At 65.6% G+C, this 15,234-nt stretch carries 17 protein-coding genes and 1 pseudogene; 10 read left to right on the forward strand and 8 right to left on the reverse strand.

Features of this window, described 5'->3' with window-relative positions; genetic code table 11:
• Nucleotides 1-1,212: 1,212 nt before the first annotated feature.
• The gene (locus tag ACFSKW_RS14155; RefSeq protein WP_379572682.1) at nucleotides 1,213-2,001 is read right to left on the reverse strand and encodes a hypothetical protein; all 789 of its coding nucleotides are present in this window, start codon (nucleotides 1,999-2,001) and stop codon (nucleotides 1,213-1,215) included.
• Between the two features lie 377 nt (nucleotides 2,002-2,378).
• Nucleotides 2,379-2,672 carry a tyrosine-type recombinase/integrase gene (locus ACFSKW_RS14160; protein ID WP_379572683.1) on the reverse strand — a complete coding sequence of 98 codons (294 nt, stop codon included), beginning with the start codon at nucleotides 2,670-2,672 and terminating at the stop codon, nucleotides 2,379-2,381.
• A gap of 47 nt (nucleotides 2,673-2,719) precedes the next feature.
• On the opposite strand from ACFSKW_RS14160, the gene ACFSKW_RS14165 reads away from it, so the two are divergent.
• From ACFSKW_RS14165 to ACFSKW_RS14185, 5 genes and pseudogenes are all read left to right on the forward strand, one after another.
• Nucleotides 2,720-2,926, forward strand: a complete 207-nt coding sequence (locus ACFSKW_RS14165; protein ID WP_379573031.1) for an ATP-binding protein — start codon at nucleotides 2,720-2,722, stop codon at nucleotides 2,924-2,926.
• Between the two features lie 41 nt (nucleotides 2,927-2,967).
• Nucleotides 2,968-3,539, forward strand: a pseudogene (locus ACFSKW_RS14170) (response regulator).
• Between the two features lie 531 nt (nucleotides 3,540-4,070).
• Nucleotides 4,071-4,916 (forward strand): peptidoglycan-binding domain-containing protein, encoded by an 846-nt coding sequence (locus ACFSKW_RS14175; RefSeq protein ID WP_379572684.1) that lies wholly within the window; start codon nucleotides 4,071-4,073, stop codon nucleotides 4,914-4,916.
• Between the two features lie 70 nt (nucleotides 4,917-4,986).
• Nucleotides 4,987-5,877, forward strand: a complete 891-nt coding sequence (locus ACFSKW_RS14180; protein ID WP_379572685.1) for a peptidase inhibitor family I36 protein — start codon at nucleotides 4,987-4,989, stop codon at nucleotides 5,875-5,877.
• 36 nt (nucleotides 5,878-5,913) lie between these two features.
• Nucleotides 5,914-6,867, forward strand: coding sequence for a SpoIID/LytB domain-containing protein (locus ACFSKW_RS14185; RefSeq protein WP_379572686.1), 954 nt, complete (start codon nucleotides 5,914-5,916; stop codon nucleotides 6,865-6,867).
• A 54-nt stretch (nucleotides 6,868-6,921) separates the two neighbouring features.
• Here the strand turns inward: ACFSKW_RS14185 and ACFSKW_RS14190 are convergent, their stop codons facing one another.
• Entirely contained in the window at nucleotides 6,922-7,263 is a 342-nt protein-coding gene (locus tag ACFSKW_RS14190) for an NBR1-Ig-like domain-containing protein (RefSeq protein ID WP_379572687.1), read from the reverse strand.
• 1,351 nt (nucleotides 7,264-8,614) lie between these two features.
• Nucleotides 8,615-8,905 carry a tyrosine-type recombinase/integrase gene (locus tag ACFSKW_RS14195; RefSeq protein ID WP_379573032.1) on the reverse strand — a complete coding sequence of 97 codons (291 nt, stop codon included), beginning with the start codon at nucleotides 8,903-8,905 and terminating at the stop codon, nucleotides 8,615-8,617.
• A gap of 12 nt (nucleotides 8,906-8,917) precedes the next feature.
• Here ACFSKW_RS14195 and ACFSKW_RS14200 point away from each other — a divergent pair, with 12 nt between their 5' ends.
• The 4 genes from ACFSKW_RS14200 (at nucleotide 8,918) to ACFSKW_RS14215 (ending at nucleotide 11,463) form a co-directional block, all read left to right on the forward strand.
• The gene (locus ACFSKW_RS14200) at nucleotides 8,918-9,421 is read left to right on the forward strand and encodes a DUF998 domain-containing protein (protein WP_379572688.1); all 504 of its coding nucleotides are present in this window, start codon (nucleotides 8,918-8,920) and stop codon (nucleotides 9,419-9,421) included.
• Complete coding sequence (locus tag ACFSKW_RS14205) at nucleotides 9,381-9,740, forward strand: hypothetical protein (RefSeq protein WP_379572689.1); 360 nt, start codon at nucleotides 9,381-9,383, stop codon at nucleotides 9,738-9,740. Before ACFSKW_RS14200 ends, ACFSKW_RS14205 begins: the two co-directional genes overlap by 41 nt.
• A 528-nt stretch (nucleotides 9,741-10,268) precedes the next feature.
• A complete protein-coding gene (locus ACFSKW_RS14210; RefSeq protein WP_379572690.1) occupies nucleotides 10,269-10,805 on the forward strand; it encodes a DUF6461 domain-containing protein in 537 nt (178 codons plus the stop codon).
• A gap of 109 nt (nucleotides 10,806-10,914) precedes the next feature.
• Nucleotides 10,915-11,463, forward strand: a complete 549-nt coding sequence (locus tag ACFSKW_RS14215) for a hypothetical protein (protein ID WP_379572691.1) — start codon at nucleotides 10,915-10,917, stop codon at nucleotides 11,461-11,463.
• Here ACFSKW_RS14215 and ACFSKW_RS14220 read toward each other — a convergent pair.
• From ACFSKW_RS14220 to ACFSKW_RS14235, 4 genes are all read right to left on the reverse strand, one after another.
• Nucleotides 11,442-11,660 carry a hypothetical protein gene (locus ACFSKW_RS14220; protein ID WP_379572692.1) on the reverse strand — a complete coding sequence of 73 codons (219 nt, stop codon included), beginning with the start codon at nucleotides 11,658-11,660 and terminating at the stop codon, nucleotides 11,442-11,444. The two genes, ACFSKW_RS14215 and ACFSKW_RS14220, sit on opposite strands and share 22 nt — an antisense overlap.
• A gap of 170 nt (nucleotides 11,661-11,830) precedes the next feature.
• Entirely contained in the window at nucleotides 11,831-12,835 is a 1,005-nt protein-coding gene (locus ACFSKW_RS14225) for a hypothetical protein (protein ID WP_379572693.1), read from the reverse strand.
• On the reverse strand, nucleotides 12,832-13,353 hold the full coding sequence (locus ACFSKW_RS14230) for an RNA polymerase sigma factor (protein ID WP_379572694.1): 522 nt from the start codon (nucleotides 13,351-13,353) through the stop codon (nucleotides 12,832-12,834). Before ACFSKW_RS14230 ends, ACFSKW_RS14225 begins: the two co-directional genes overlap by 4 nt.
• Nucleotides 13,354-13,882: 529 nt before the next feature.
• The gene (locus ACFSKW_RS14235) at nucleotides 13,883-14,281 is read right to left on the reverse strand and encodes an STAS domain-containing protein (RefSeq protein ID WP_379572695.1); all 399 of its coding nucleotides are present in this window, start codon (nucleotides 14,279-14,281) and stop codon (nucleotides 13,883-13,885) included.
• Between the two features lie 580 nt (nucleotides 14,282-14,861).
• On the opposite strand from ACFSKW_RS14235, the gene ACFSKW_RS14240 reads away from it, so the two are divergent.
• Nucleotides 14,862-15,221, forward strand: coding sequence for a PRC-barrel domain-containing protein (locus ACFSKW_RS14240; RefSeq protein ID WP_379572696.1), 360 nt, complete (start codon nucleotides 14,862-14,864; stop codon nucleotides 15,219-15,221).
• Nucleotides 15,222-15,234: the final 13 nt, after the last annotated feature.

Consider the following 15,234-nt stretch of genomic DNA (forward strand, 5'->3'; position numbering starts at 1 on the left):
TAACCTGCATAAACAGGATCACGCGAAGATCGATTCATACACCACGTCCGTGGACGTGACCTCGTTTCGTGTCGACGCGGAGTCCGCAGAGGAAATGCCTCCGCCGGGCCCGTACGGCGCTCAAGCAACATGGACTTGCCCTTCCCGAGTGACTGACCCGCGACTCGGAATTGCCCCCGGTGGGGTGCTCCGGCTCGGGGATGATCGCTAAGGGGGTGCTTATCTCCGAAGGTCCGGAGGTGGCTGAGGTGGAAGAAGACGCCAGCCATCGGCCCGACTCCGCTCTCTAGGAGCCTCGTCAGTCCGCTGGAAGTGGAAGGGCGGTGGAACCGGCGCGGGGACATCAGGGTCTGCGAACTGAAAGGCGCACGCGCAATCGAGTGCCTCCTCGGGGGAGCCAGAGGGGGAACCATCGGGCAGAAGGCTGTCTTGGTATAGGTCTTCGCCAGGAAGGTAGAGGGCAAAGCCCCAGGTATGCGGAAGGCCAGTGAAGCGCAGACGGCACAACCTCGCATAGGCACCGCCCCGTAGGCGCGCCTTAATGTAAGCGAACTCTCCTCGAAAGCGCGCGTCGATGCCGGCCACCTGCCATCGGGACCGAGCGTGATCGTTCAGGCGCTGACGCAGGTACTGCCTTATCTCCTCAGGCGGACTCTTCGGCATGCCGCTCATCCTGCCTCAACAGCATGGTTCGTCATGGTTCGTTGCCTCAACGCTGTTCCAATCTCAGAACGCCACGTGAGGGGCACGCGGGAGACTTAATCTCAAGATCCGGGATATACGCGGGATGGCCAGGGGCACACAAGATCCGTTGAGAGCTGTATCACCAGATCACACACTTTTGATCAAAGGTGACGTCGGCGCCCTGTAAAACCGTCGGCAGTCGGTTCCGCACTTACGATCGCCCTTCGGTGGCCGGCCGCCGTAGCTGGCTGGGGCGATCGAAGGTCCAGGGCTTCGTTCCTCAGCCCCTGCCCACCGGACGATGTGGCTGGCGTTCCCGCTGCGTGCCCGATGGAGCGGGAACCGAGGGAATAGCGGGGAGTCACGGGGAATGCGACCTGCTTGCTGAGCTGCGCCTTCGCATGCTGAGCAAGATCGGCGTCCGTCTTTGCAAGCAGGGTGTCAGGACTTCGAATCTCCTAAGCTCCACAACAAACGCTCCATCAACAGCGTGTATCGCTGAAGGGCCGCCCGCCGCACGGGTTGTGGTTACTCCCTGAAGCCGTATTCCTTCGCGAGGATGTCGTTCGCCTCCTTCTCGGTGATTACCTCATCAGCGGGGGGCGGAGTGACGTGGATTGTGGATCCCCAGCCGGTCACGCGTGTGTCGTGGACGTACGTGTAGGGGCCATCACCGTCGCTGGTCTTCCTGCTGAACCAGCCCACGGCCCTGCGCAAGAGCTGGTCGGTCCCGAGCCAGAGCCGCCACTCGACCTTGATCTGTGCTTCCTTCTCGGTGGGCTTCCAGTTTCTGGAAATGTTGAAGGGGAACTCAGCCCCCGCCTTGACTAGCTGACCCCATGTGATGGTGCCCTGGTAGAGCGTCGTGCGAGTGCCGTCGTAGCGGCCCGCCGGGCGCTTGACCCTTGTGGTGGCGAGAACTGCCTTCAGCACCGCGGGGTCTGCGATCTTGAGCCAGCTCACGTCCAATTCGGGCTTAGTGTCCTTGTACGTGCTGACCACCCAGCTTTTGATCTTGCCCTTCTTGTCCTTGCGGAACTGACGGCCGTCGAAGGTGATCAACCGTGTCGGGGTCGTCCTCATCTCGGAGTCGTACGTGATGTCAGTGGCAATGATCTTGCCTTTGCCGAACTCGGCGACGCCCTTCTCCCAGAACTTCAGCTTCTCGCCCTCCAGCGTGGTCGTGTGCACGTTCGTCATCCGCACGCCGTGATTCGCGACGAGTTGCCGTTTGAGCGCTTCGACCGGGTCGGCTGGTGCGAGCCCGGCGTGCGCCACGGTGGCGGGCCCGGAGAGCATGGGAAGCATAGTCAGCATGACGGTCGTCGTAGCGATCCATCGCCTCATCGAGGGGAAACCTCCTGATAGTCCCCGGCCCGCGCCGGAGGTCTCGGTGGATCTTCGCACCACGAGATCTCGTGTGAATCACACCGGCGCGCCCCGGCCAGACGCTCGCCCGCCATCGACCCGGGGACAAGCCGAGCAGAGGCGTGTCGACGGCAGACCGGATGGTCAGGAGACAAGGTGTCCGCTGGCACGATCGAAGATCGACACGGGTTGCAGTTTGGGTTGCAATTCCACGCCGTACCACCCGGTTCCAGGAAGACAGCCCAGCCGCATCGGACCACATGGAACGCCCCGGACGATCAAGCTCCTAGCTGCTAATGCGGTTTGGTGGCAACACCATCCGGGGTTCAAATCCCCGATCCTCCGCAGTAAAGAGGCCCTCGCCCGAAACCGGGTGAGGGCCTTTCTGGTGTCCCGGTTGCAGTTATCCCCAGAGGGCCGAGTCCATGCGGCCGCTCGCGACCTTCATCTGCATGGTGGCGACGTGTGTACCGCTCGATGGTGGTGACCCTGGTGTGCCCGAGGATTTCCTGAACGACGCTGATGTGGACGCCTTGCTCGATCAGGAGGGCGGCCGCCGTGTGTCTCGCGTCACGCACTCTGGCGTCCCGAACACCGGCCTGCCTGAGGATGGATTCCACACCTTCCAGTCCTCCGTTCGCTCGATCGGACCGCCGAATCGGAGGACCTGGTCGTGTTGGATGTCCACGACGACGGCGACGGCTTCGATCCCGAGCGGGCCGCCGCCGGCCACGGCCTACTGATCATGCTTGAGCGGATGGAGCAGCTCGGCGGCACGCTCCTCGCGGAGGGCGCATCCGGGGAGGGCACCACGATCGTGGCCAGCCTCCCGGCGGTGGCGCGACGCCCGCGCGGGTCGCGATCCGGGTCCTGATCGCCGACGACCACCCGGTGGCCCGTGACGGCATCCGGGCGATGCTCGGCACCCAGGACGATCTGGAGGTGGTCGGCGAGGCGGTCTCAGGCTCGGACGCAGTACGGCTCGCGGGTGACCTGCGGCCGGATGTCACGCTGATGGACCTGCAGATGCCCGAGCTCGATGGCGCGACAGCGATCAGCCGGATCCGCGAGCACGACCCCCGCGCCAGGGTGATCGTCCTGACCACCTATGACACCGACAACGACATCTTCCGTGCCATCGACGCCGGAGCGATCGGCTACCTGCTCAAGGACACCCACCGCGAGCAGTTGTTCGACGCCATCAGAGCGGCGGCCCGAGGGAGAGCGCCCTGTCGCCGGCGATCGCGACCCGGATGGTGTCGTGGGCGCGCGCCGACGCGCCCGGCGCCCTCAGCGGCCGGGAGATCGAGGTCCTGGGCGCGGTCGCCCAGGGGATGAGCAACAAGGCCATTGCCGCCCACCTGTGCATCAGCGAGGCCACGGTCAAGACCCACCTGCTGCACATCTTCGCCAAGCTCGACGTCGACGACCGCACCGCCGCCGTGACCGTGGCGGCCACGCGGGGGATCATCCGCCTTGGCGGCTAGGGCAGGTCTTTCGTACTCGCTGGGTTGTGCGTTGCCATGAGCTGAGCGGCCAGCGCTCGCGCAAAGCCCGGTCCCTTCGTGTCGGAGCCGGCCGTCGGCCATCAGCCGCCGCGGCCGCTCCTGGTGGCCGGACTCCGCAGCCGGTTCCCGACCGCAGCCAGTTGAGCCCGCAAGTCGTCGGCCTGCTGTAGTGCGGCCATATCGGCCTCAGTTACGCAAGCCCCGCATCGAGCGGCAACGGGACCCGCCGGCCGTTCGCGGAGCGTTCGAGAACCGAGCCGCCCTCGTAAGCGGCCGCCTCAGGCATCTGTGGGGTCATCTTGGACGAACGCGAGCCCATGTACCGCTCATAACCCGGTCTGAGCTGGCGTTTCTCGCCATCGGATCACCTGTCAAACGGCGCGTACGCCCGTACGGAGGAGCCTGTCGAACAGGCTGACAACACCGATCTTCTAGCGGACACGTGAGCGAACCGAAACGTTGGATTCCGCCACGCAGGAATCGCCCCAGCCCCTGAACCAGGAGTAACGAATGAAGCTGCCCTCATGCGCCGCTGCCCTCACGGCGGCCGTCCTGTTCGCTTCGCTGACTGGAGTGTCCGGGGCGTCGGCGGCACAGGCGGCCGACGCTGAGGCCCTTCCGAGCGTGAATATGGAAGCCACTGTCAAGGCGGCCCAGATCGACCCGCGGCGGCCCGACAGCACGCTGACCCCGGGCGCCGAGGACAGCGTGCTCCTCGTTGAGCAGGCGCTGCGCGACCGAAGCTTCCTCGACGCGAAGTGGGTGGACGGCTACTTCGGCACCACAACGGTCACCGCCTACGCGAACTACCAGAAGTCGCTCGGCTTTACTGGTCTCGACGCCAACGGCCTGCCGGGCAAGACGTCGCTCACCAAGCTTGGTGCCGGCCGATTCAAGGTCACCGACGTCATCGACCCGGGCACCCCGGTGTCGACCGGCGGTTTCGTCGTCAACACCCGCACGCGAAGCATGCTGGCGGAGGCCAAGCGGCTGCTCGGCCGCGACCTCAAGCTGGATCAGGGTTCGAACAACCCCGGCGGCGACCCCACGTCCGCGGGCACCCACGATGGCGGCGGCGTCGTCGACATCTCGGTAAAGGGGATGAATTCCGCCACCCGCACCGCGGTCGTCCGCGCGTTGCGCCTTGTCGGCTTCGCCGCATGGCTGCGTAGCCCCCAGCAAGACAACTGGCCGTGGCACATCCACGCCGCTGCCATCAGCGACACAAGTCTCTCCGGCCAGGCCCAGCACCAGATCGGTGACTACTACCTCGGCCTGAACGGACTCGCCGGCCGTGGCCCGGACGACGGCCCGAAGGTGACCATCCGCACCTGGGAGGAGTACCAGCGCCGCTGACTCGTCCATCCGAAACCCAGGCTCCGCAGACCATTCAGAATCCCAGCTCCGCAGACAGAAGGAGAACAGCATGAGAACGCTAGCCAGGATCCTCACCGCGGCGACCGCCGCGATGGCGCTCGGCGGGACGGTCCTCGCCACCGCATCGCCCGCCTCGGCCGCGAACCGCGACGGCATCTGCGATACCGGCGAGTTCTGCTACTACTTCAACAGCAACAACCAAGGATCGGTCTCCGATTTCACCGGATCGATCGACGACTACGCCACCACACAGCCCACCTGCTACGACTTCAAGGGACCCGGCAACGGCAAGGGCGAATGCATCAAGAACGCCGCCGCCTCCGCCTGGAACCGCAGCAGCAAGACCGTCCGCGTCTACTTCAACAGCGGCCACGCCGGCACCTACCAGGACTTCGCCCCAGGCACCAAAGGCAACCTGAACCCCGACCTCAAGAACCAGAACGCCTCGCACCAGTTCAGCCCGTCATCATCGTCGCGCAGCAACATGTCGTTCTCGCTCTACACGGCCAGCGGCACGATCACCTGCGGGTTCGACGGTTACACCTCCACCTCCGGCCGGCACGAAGGCATCGACATCGCCCGCGGTGTGGGCTCGAATGTTCACAACCTGGTGGCGGGCGAGGTCATCAACGTTGCACGCGGATACACCGGCAGGGCGGGACTTTCCACGATCGCCATCTACAACGCCGCATTAAACAAGACGGTGATCTACCTGCATTCCGCTCCGCTGTCCTCCTTGCGCGTGGGCCAGCAGGTCAGCCGCGGCCAGATCATCGCCACCGAGTCGTGGCATGGAGTGTCGAGCCGTTCATCCGCACACACCCACGTCGAGATGCGTCCCGGACGGTACACGCGTGCGGCCAAGAGCGTCGGCGACCCGCACCTGGAGAACCCGAACCCGACCTCGTTCTGGAACTCCCAGGGCTACAGCATCCGATAACGCTTAGCGGCCACTGACAAGAAGAGGACGACAACTGTGCCTTTACGAAATGTCCGGCTGATCTCGCGGCTCGCCGCGGCGACCGCCGCGATGGCGCTCGGCGGGACGGTCCTCGCCACCGCATCGCCCGCCTCGGCCGCGAACCGCGACGGCATCTGCGATACCGGCGAGTTCTGCTACTACTTCAACAGCAACAACCAAGGATCGGTCTCCGACTTCACCGGATCGATCGACGACTACGCCACCACACAGCCCACCTGCTACGACTTCAAGGGACCCGGCAACGGCAAGGGCGAATGCATCAAGAACGCCGCCGCCTCCGCCTGGAACCGCAGCAGCAAGACCGTCCGCGTCTACTTCAACAGCGGCCACGCCGGCACCTACCAGGACTTCGCCCCAGGCACCAAAGGCAACCTGAACCCCGACCTCAAGAACCAGAACGCCTCGCACCAGTTCCTGAGTTCCGCACCGCCGACGCCGACCGGGTGCAAGACCGACGGCACGGACACCAAGCTGCCCACGACGATCCTCGTGTACCGGAAGTCCCTCGATCGTGTGGAGCGGGTGGAGTTCAAGACCTACGTCAAGAACGTCCTGCCCAACGAGTGGGTGTCGAGCTGGCCGAGCGAGTCCCTCAAGGCCGGGGCGATGGCCGTGAAGAACTTCGGCTGGTACTGGGCGCTGCACTCCAACCGCAAGACGGCGAGCGGCCAGTGCTTCGACGTCTACGACCACACGTCGAGTCAGGTGTACAAGCCCGGCTCCGCGAAGGCGGTGACGAGCGTCGCGGTGGACGCTACTTGGGGCGCCCGGCTGACTCGCAACGGGAAGATCTTCCGAGCCCAATACTGCGCTACGACGACGGCGTGCGGAAATTGGGTCGATGGCGACTGGATGTCGCAGAACGGCTCTCGCGATAAGGCCAGAGCGGGCTGGAACTACTCCAGGATCCTCCAGCACTACTACACGGGGATCGTTCTCAGCTCCTGACCCCCCTGAGACCGTACGACTCTAGTTCCCCGCCGTGTCACGCACGGCGGGGAACTAGTTTCCATCGACGATGATCTGGAAGTTGATCGGCCGGCTTCCGGGGAACACGACCGCTCCCGAAGCGTCCACCATCTTGAATCGCACGTAGCACAAGCCCGGCTTCTTGGGCGTGGTGATGACGGTCCGGATGTCGACCGTCTCGCCAGGTTGCGTGTCCTTGATCGGCACGTCGGGAATGGTCTGGCATTGATCAGCTTGCTGCGTGACGTCGAGGCGCCGCAGCGAATATCCCTTCCACGGCACGGCCCCGGCGTTCTTGAGCCGCCATACCTTGGTCATGGTCTTGCCGGGACGGACGCGCGTGCAGTCGGCAAGCGTGACATCCTCGATGAACACGGCCGCATCACCTTTGTGCAGCGGCGGGGCCCAAGGCGGGTTGGTCGAACGCACTGGGCAATCGACTGGGGGCGGCGCGGCAATCGATGGGCTGCCGGTCGGGTTCAGACTGTGTCCCTCGGGTGTGGAGCCGCGATTGACGGCGGCCACGACGAGGACCGCTGCCCCCATGATGACAGCCGCTGCCGCGAACGCGGCCGGGCGGGTCAGCCGTAATCGCCTTCTGCTCCCCGGTGCAGGGAGCGGAGGCTGGACGTCGCCCGCGAGCTCGTCGGACGGTGGCGGCGGCGTACGCACGAATGCCGAGGTCTCGCCAGCCGACCGGGGCGCTTGCGGCCTGCTGGCGAGGTGCACGGTACGAAGCTCCGCGGCGCCTGTGGCGGAGACTGCGAGTCCACCAGACGGACGGTCCCCCGATGTGTCCACGCGCATTGAGGGATTCCCGGCGCTCGCTGATCTGATCGCCCTGTTCGCTCTCTCCCAGAGTTCGCGGTACGTGGCCGGGTCCGCGTTGCACGCCTTGACGAACTCGACGGTGGTCTCCCAACTCGGGAGCCGGTTACCCTTCGTGGCTTCGTGCAACGTCGTGTGAGAAATCGCCCCCGACCGGCCGGACATCTCCCGGAAAGGCGGATTACCGACCGCATTGCGCAGTTCCCGCAGGGTAGTTGCGAAATCCTCGATTATCTCCGCCCGTGCACGCCTGTCGTCCACCGTGCGAAGGTAACAGCACCCACGGTCTTCGCTCAACCCGAACCGGAATCTGTGCGAAACCAGGCGAGATGAACACACAATAGCCATACGGCTCATCCCCGCTACGACTGGAAGCGGCCGCGCACCAGGCCGAACAGGCCCTTATCCTGGTCGAACGCGACGAAGGAGACCCGAGAAGCCACCTCTACCCCACCCGATAATGATGGGCATAGACGATTACGCCTATGAGTCGGGGCACTGCGACAACCCGGACACCACATTGACCTGAACATCCTCAGCCGAGCCGGTCTCGGCGGCGTATGTTCAGGTCGGTGATTCGCCCGGGGTCCGTGACCGAGACCGAGACAGTATGCAGCGGAGCGGCCCGGGCCAGGCAGCGAGCGGCATGGGCCGAGTGCCCGATCAAACCCTCCTGCGGGCTGCGAGGATAACAGCTCGTAAATCTCATGCGAATAGGAACGATCAAGGAACGCCACCCGTCGGTACCTGATATGGCATATCACCGGGCGGCATCCTTGGACATTCTGGGTACCGACATGTGCAGACAGAGCGATAAATTAAAATACGGTGCGGCAGGGCCCGGCATAATTTCTGTCGGATTTTGATCCGTAGGTTCCGGGTTCGAGCCCCGAGCGCCCTACCACCAACGACCTGGGCGGACTCCCCGATCTCCATGATCTGGAAGCCCGCCCAGTCGCATTTGGCCCCAGAGAGTCCGGCCCATGCGAGCTGCTGCCTCTGTTGAAAGTGTCGCTGTGATGTGGGTGTAGCGCCTGGTCGTGGTCAGTTGTGAGTAACCGAGGATTTCCTGGACGACGCTGATGTCCACGCCCCGTTCGATGAGGAGAGTCGCGGCGGTGTGCGGGCGTCGTGGACGCGGGCGTCTTTCTCGACTTCGGCCAAGCGAAGGAGTTCCTGCTGGATACAGATCGTCAACTTCATGCTCTACGGATTGCTCACGCTGTGCTTCGCGGAGGGCCTCAGGCGCGTTTTGCGGACTGGGGCCGGCTCCCTATTGGGGACCGATCCTGTTCTTCATCGTCGGGCTCGGCCTTATCGCCATCGGTCCTTCGTGACGGACCCGGCCCTCGGCTACCCTACGGCGACGCCCGCTGTCGCGAGCCTGGGCGGTTCCATCCACAACCTCACGAGTCCGATCGTATTCATCGCCCTCCCTGCCGCCTGTTTCGTGCTGGTAAGGCGCTTTGCTCGCGACAAGTGGCGCGGATGGGCTTCCTACTCGATCGCGACGGCACTCGTGGCGACGCCCTGGCCTACCGAGGGCGCGCTGGCGGCTACCGAACGTCTGAGGATGATCAGACCGGCGAGGTGTGCGTCGGGTCGCCGCGGCTCTCCATATGAGCGCTGGCCGTTGATCGAACGACATAAAGTATCTTCACCGCATGGAGATCCCCGAGCTCGCCGACTTGATCTGGCTCTTTGAAGGCGAACCGGAACGCCAGCATGACGACCTGCACTGGCCGGTTGGTCTCCACTCCTTTCACCTCAACCGAGGTGCGACGTCGGTCCTCTTCTCCATCGACCCCGTGGCGGGTGAGGCGTACATCAGCCTCTACGCGGACGAGGAAGAAATCGCTTACGTGAGCAGACTTCGTCCTCTCGGACGGCTCGCCGTTGAGCAGCATCAGCCAGACTATGAAGGTCTTGTGCTGTGGTTCAGGGACCCGAGCAAGGAGCCCGTCAGGCTCCAAACCAAGCCATCGATCCGGCTGGCATGGGATGTGAACAGCCTCGGAGAGTGATCGCAAGCATGACAGCGGCATGCCCTGCCGGGATGATCGTCGGGCCACTAGCGGGCCATTAGCTGAACTTCGCCCGTTGCCCGCCGAAGATGGGGGCCGTGCAACGCCGATCCGGCCTATGTGGGACATCGGCCGTCACACACCTGAAGGGGAACTTCTGCTCAACGTCGTCGTCGCCCTCGGTGGCGCATTGGCCGCGACCGGCAGGGCGGCCGCCAGTTCCCGGTCGAGACGCGTACTTCTACGGGTCGGCGGCGGCTCCACCGCGAGCCTGCGGTTGTTCGCCGCGTGCCGAGCTGGACTCAGCGCAGCCTGCGGCACGGGGATGGGCGCGACTGCTGGGTGCGCTATCGGCCTGTTGCTGGTGTGGCCGATGACGGTCTCGATCGACTGGGAACCGGTGCCCCGGGTTCCATTCGAAACCCCATGGTCATGGATCAGCGCTCTTGTCGTCGGGCTGCCCTTTGTCGCGGCGGTTGTCGCCGGTCTCTGCTCACCTGGTATGACCACCCGGTCGGTGCCGCGCCGATGAGCGATAGGCCGGCGGAGGACTACGCCTGGTTCGTAGAGGCGTGTGCGAAGGAGAGCGACGGAATCTGTGCCACGTTCGTGCGGAATCTGTCCGCTGAGGAGGCTCTGCGCCGGATCGGTGCCACCCCAGGGGACATCTCTGGCGAATGGGGCGTCGCAGCCTATGCGGCCTATGGAGGGGTCGTTCTGGTCGACTACGGGTACGCCGAACTGCCGGAGGCATTTTCCCGAGGTACCGAAGCAGCGACGGTGTTCGCCGGCTTGAACGACGAGGACTTCGTCTATATGGCCAATGGTGTGGTGGTCACCCGGTTCGAGCCATACCTTCCCGACTGGCGGCAGGGCAGCGACCCCGACCGGCTCCTGGCTCACATGCGGGACCTGGGCATGCCTGTCGAAGAGGAGGCTCCTGACTACTACCGGATGCGGATCACGAGGGCGCTCGCTCTCGCGGAACGGGCTACCTCGGTACACCTGTCACCTGCCCACTATGCGGTCCCCGCCATCGTCGGATCGGTTGATCACCTGTACTGACCGGGCTGCTCCGAGAGCGGTCGCCGTGACTTGGCGGGTTGCAGCCGGCCCAACGCGCTGACGAGGGGGCTGGCATCCTGCCGGCTTCCGGGGCCTAGGATGACGCGCGATGGATGAGCCTGATGCGGAGAGTCGGCAGTTGCTGGAGGTCCTGCGGGCTGACCCGGAGTCTTGGTCCGGTCTGGGCTTCGCCCCCGCCGAGGATGACGACGCCTGGGACGCCAACGCCGAACGTCGTGTGGCGGTGTTGGCTGCGATTCTGTTCGATCCACGGGCTGCTGATCGGGCTTTGCTGAAGTTCCTGCTGCAGCAGGATATTCGGGAGGCTGAAGAGTTCTGGGGTGTGTCCGGCGGGCTGAGACTTGGCATGTTTTTGCTGGCCGAGCATCGCTGCGTCGATGATGCCTGGCTGCAGTGGAGCGCGAAGATCGCTAACTTCGACACGGAGATGGGTCTGGATCTGTGGGCTGTTCTCGCTGGCGGTGTGGTCGCGGTGCGATCGATGGTGGCGGCAAGTGATCATCCGGAGCGCGACGAACTCCTGGAGTGTCTGGCCGAAGAGCCGTATGTCGATGCCACGGATGAGGATGTCGAGCGTTGGTTGCTGCAGCAGCGCACTCAGTATTTCCAGGCCCCTCAGGCAACCTTGGCCGGGTAACCAGTTTCTGATCGGTGAGCTGGCGGCGAAGCTCGTTTGAGCTGGGCTCGGGCGTTGCGCCAGCGCACGTAGGCACCGATCGCCGCGTTCTGCTCGTCGTGGCTGCGGTGATCGGCGCCGTTGAGGGCGTAGTAGCGCAGCGTGATGCCCCAGCTCGGCGGGGACCGTCTTGCGATGAGGCAGATGTGCTCGCGCACCCGCTCACCCGTCCCCAGCAAAGTGGCGTTCTCTGCCCGCGGTGGCTGGCACGACCTGCGGCCCGGCCACCGCGGGTTTTACCACCAGCACTCTGAACGCGCCCGCCAGTGCAGGCGGGCGCGTTCTTGTCGTTTTCGGGTTGGTAATAGGTCAGCAGCGTCTGCGTGTTCTAGAGCCGGGCCGTACAGCGGACGCATTTCGCCGGCGGCACCGGCGGCACATCGCTCCAGCCCACCTTCCTGACGATCTCGGCGCGCCAGGGAACGCCCTCGGGAGTCAGACCTTGCTCCCCGAGCAACTGGCCGGTCCTGCGGTCGATCACGATCTGCCCTCCCGTGAATTGGATGGCCAGCCCGTCGAGCCCGAACGTTCCGGGAATGTCGTCGACCACCTTGACGTCCGGCGAATTCGCCAGGAGAAGATAGGCGGCGGCCCTGGTGCCAGGCGTCGCTGGTGAGGTGATGAGCCGCGAGGCGGCCGTCCTGAGCCACGCCTCGCGCTCGGCGGCCACTTGAGAGTCGAAGCTTTCCAGCAGCTGCGCCCTGAGCGCCGCCGGCTCCTTGGGGAGGCTCCGCAGCTCCGTCAGCGTCGGCTTCAGCCCATCGGCGAGCTCCAGCCCCAGATCCAGGTCCGCCGAGGCATATGCGGGCATGTTCTTGTCGCACCCCCGGGCGGGGCACAGCTGGGGGGAGCCGTCCCGTCGCCACGCCTTCAGACCCTCGGCCGTGTACGGCTTCGACGATATCGGCTCGCGCCAGCCGTAGACCTCGCGGTTGGGCCCGAAGGCGAGCACTTCCATGGCCCGTTCCTCGACCTTGTAGGGAGGGCCGTTCTTCGTCCGCATGACGTCCTCGGTGTCACGTCGCCAGTAGCGGCCCTTCGCCTCCGGCGCCGCCGCCAGCCTGGCGGCCGCGGCTTCCAGTTTCTGCATGGGCGTGACCGCGACCGGCTCCACCGCATGTCGAGGCACGAGGGCCACCACCGCGCCGGCCACGAGCACGACAGCCGCCGCGACGAGCGCCGTCCCCGTCCACGACCTTCCGCCCGCCCGCGCCCTGGAAGCCGGGAGAACCTGTGCAGTCGCGAATACCCTCTCCCGCGCCGCCGCCAACTGATCGGCCGACGAGGGCGGCACATCGGGCATCACCGAGTCGATGACCTGGAACTCGTTCATCCCAACACCTCACGCAGCTTGGTCCTGGCCCTGCTCAACCGGGACGCGACCGTCCCCGAGGCGATCCTGAGCGCCGCCGCCACCTCGTCGTAGCCCAGCCCGCCGTACGCGATGAGGAGCACCACATCGCGCTCCCCTTTCGACAGCCGCGCCAGCGCCCCCGCCAGCCGGTCGACCGTCACGCTCGCGCTGAGCCTGTCCACGATCCGCTGGTCGTGTCCCTCGTCGTCAGGTGGCGGCCCCGTCCTGGCCATGGCGCGGTACTTGCGCACCTCGGCGCGCCGGTGGCGGCCGATGAGGTTGGTCGCGATGCCGTACAGCCACGGCCTGACCCCGCCCATGGCCAAGTCGAAGCGTTCACGTTGCCTGAAGGCGATGAGGAACGTCTCCGCGGCGAGATCCTCGGCCACGTCGAGGTCGAGCCTGCGCCCGATGTAGCGCCGGATCTCCTCGTAATGAGCTTCGAAGACGGCCTCGAAGACGTCGGAAGCAGTGATCACACCGTTGTTTGCCCGCAAGCATGCGATCCTTCCAAGAAATCTTGAGTAGTTGTCGCAGAGAGATTGTGCGGGCACAGGCCCAAGATCGTGCTGGGCCGTCCATGCCGGGGCGGCTGCTGCGCCGGCAGCTTGGCGGGAGCCCGGCGAGCCGCCACGTGAGCGGGTCGGTCATCCACTCGGCGTATGCCTGCATGGCCCGCTGCTTCGCTTCGAGGCGTTCCTCGGGCTGGAGGGCGGGGTCGGTCCATTGAAGGGTGAGCTTGGCCTTGCCCTTCCACCTGCGGAAGACGATCCCGCCACCCGTCCACCTGGGCCTCTTGTCCACGTGGCCAGTGCAGTCCTTCGGGTACGGCCGCTTGCTTGTAGCAGGGCAGCCAGGCTCGCAGGTCGAGCGGCGGTTGTGGATGGCGTGCCTGGAGCCATCCTGGTCGTGGTGATCACGACCTGCTTTCGGCCGGGTCCGCGGTGATCCATCAGGGAGCGGCACCGCGGCCGGTGGGCTCCGGACATACGCACGAGCCGCAGCCTTCTGCGCGGGTATGTGCGCTCAGGCGGGGGAAGGGGCGGCCAGCGCGAACTCGGCGTCGGACACCGTCTGGTGGCAGTCGAAGACGTGGTCCAGGCACGTACGGCGCAGGAGCCGCTCGACCATGCCGCGCGCCCCAGCCAGTACCAGGCGACCCCCGGCGGCCTCCATCCGCCAACGAGCGCCGATCAGCGCGCTCAGCCCTGAGGAGTCGCAGAACACCAGCTCGGACAGATCCACGATCACGGCGGGCGGACGCGACGCCGGCTGGGCCAGCGCCATGACCACCTCCCCGGTCAGCAGCGCCCTGGTAGACAGGTCCAACTGCCCCTGCAGGGCGATCACGACAGCCGAAGAGCCGCTGCGCATCGAGACGCGCAGCGGCCACGCCTGCGCCCCCGGCACGCCGATCTCGCCCATGACGACCGCCCCTTCTTCGCCTACCAGACAATTTCCCTCACCACCAGGACAAACGCTCTCGGCACGGCGCGCGAACCGCCAAGGTTTCGTTGCCTGCGGCTCAGCCGGGGATCCAGATGCCTCCACCGATGTGGAGCGTCGCCAGGCAGACGCGCAAGGGTTGATCAAGCCGGCCTCACCCGATGTCACACGGCTTGCCGTCAGCGCCCGCGGTGCCCTGCCGTGGCCGACGAGCGAGACCGGATGCTCCACCGGCGCCGGCGCGACATCCGTCCCCGCCCAGGCCCGCGCCCGCCCAGCAGACGCGATAGGAGACCCTCCATGAGGTCATCTTCACCCTGCCCGCCGACCTCCCCGGCCCGATCTCGGTCGTGGGCGACCTCAACCACTGGGACGCGCCACACCGCCGTCGTCGCGGTTCCGGCAGGGCTTCCGCTGTCTGGCCGAAGGCGGCGTGGGCGGCCACTTGATCGCTCCTCACGAACGGGCGGGGCGCCACGGCGCCCCCAGGACTGAGCGTTTGGTGCGGCTTGGCCGGGTAGCTGACCGGCCACAGCGTCGACAACCAGGGGGTGGCGAGATGAGTGAACCGTGGAGCTACCGCGAAGGCATCGACTCCGGCACGGACGTCAGCCTGGTGGGCTTCGACGTCGAGGCCACCGACGGCAAGATCGGTACGGTGGACGAGGAGAGTAGTGCGGTCGGCGAGAGCTACATCGTCGTCGACACCGGGTTCTGGATTTTCGGCAAGAAGGTCGTTCTGCCCGCCGGCACCATCACCCGGATCGATCAGCAAGAGCGAAAGGTCTACGTCGCTCGCACGAAGGAAGAGATCAAGGACGCTCCGGAGTTCGACGAGAACACCTACAAGGACCCCACCTATCGCCAGCAGCTCGGCGACTACTACAGCCGCTACCCCTATCAGCCCTACGGCCGGTAGGCCCTCGTCCGCC

Source organism: Nonomuraea mangrovi, assembly GCF_042681425.1.
Classification (GTDB): domain Bacteria; phylum Actinomycetota; class Actinomycetes; order Streptosporangiales; family Streptosporangiaceae; genus Nonomuraea; species Nonomuraea mangrovi.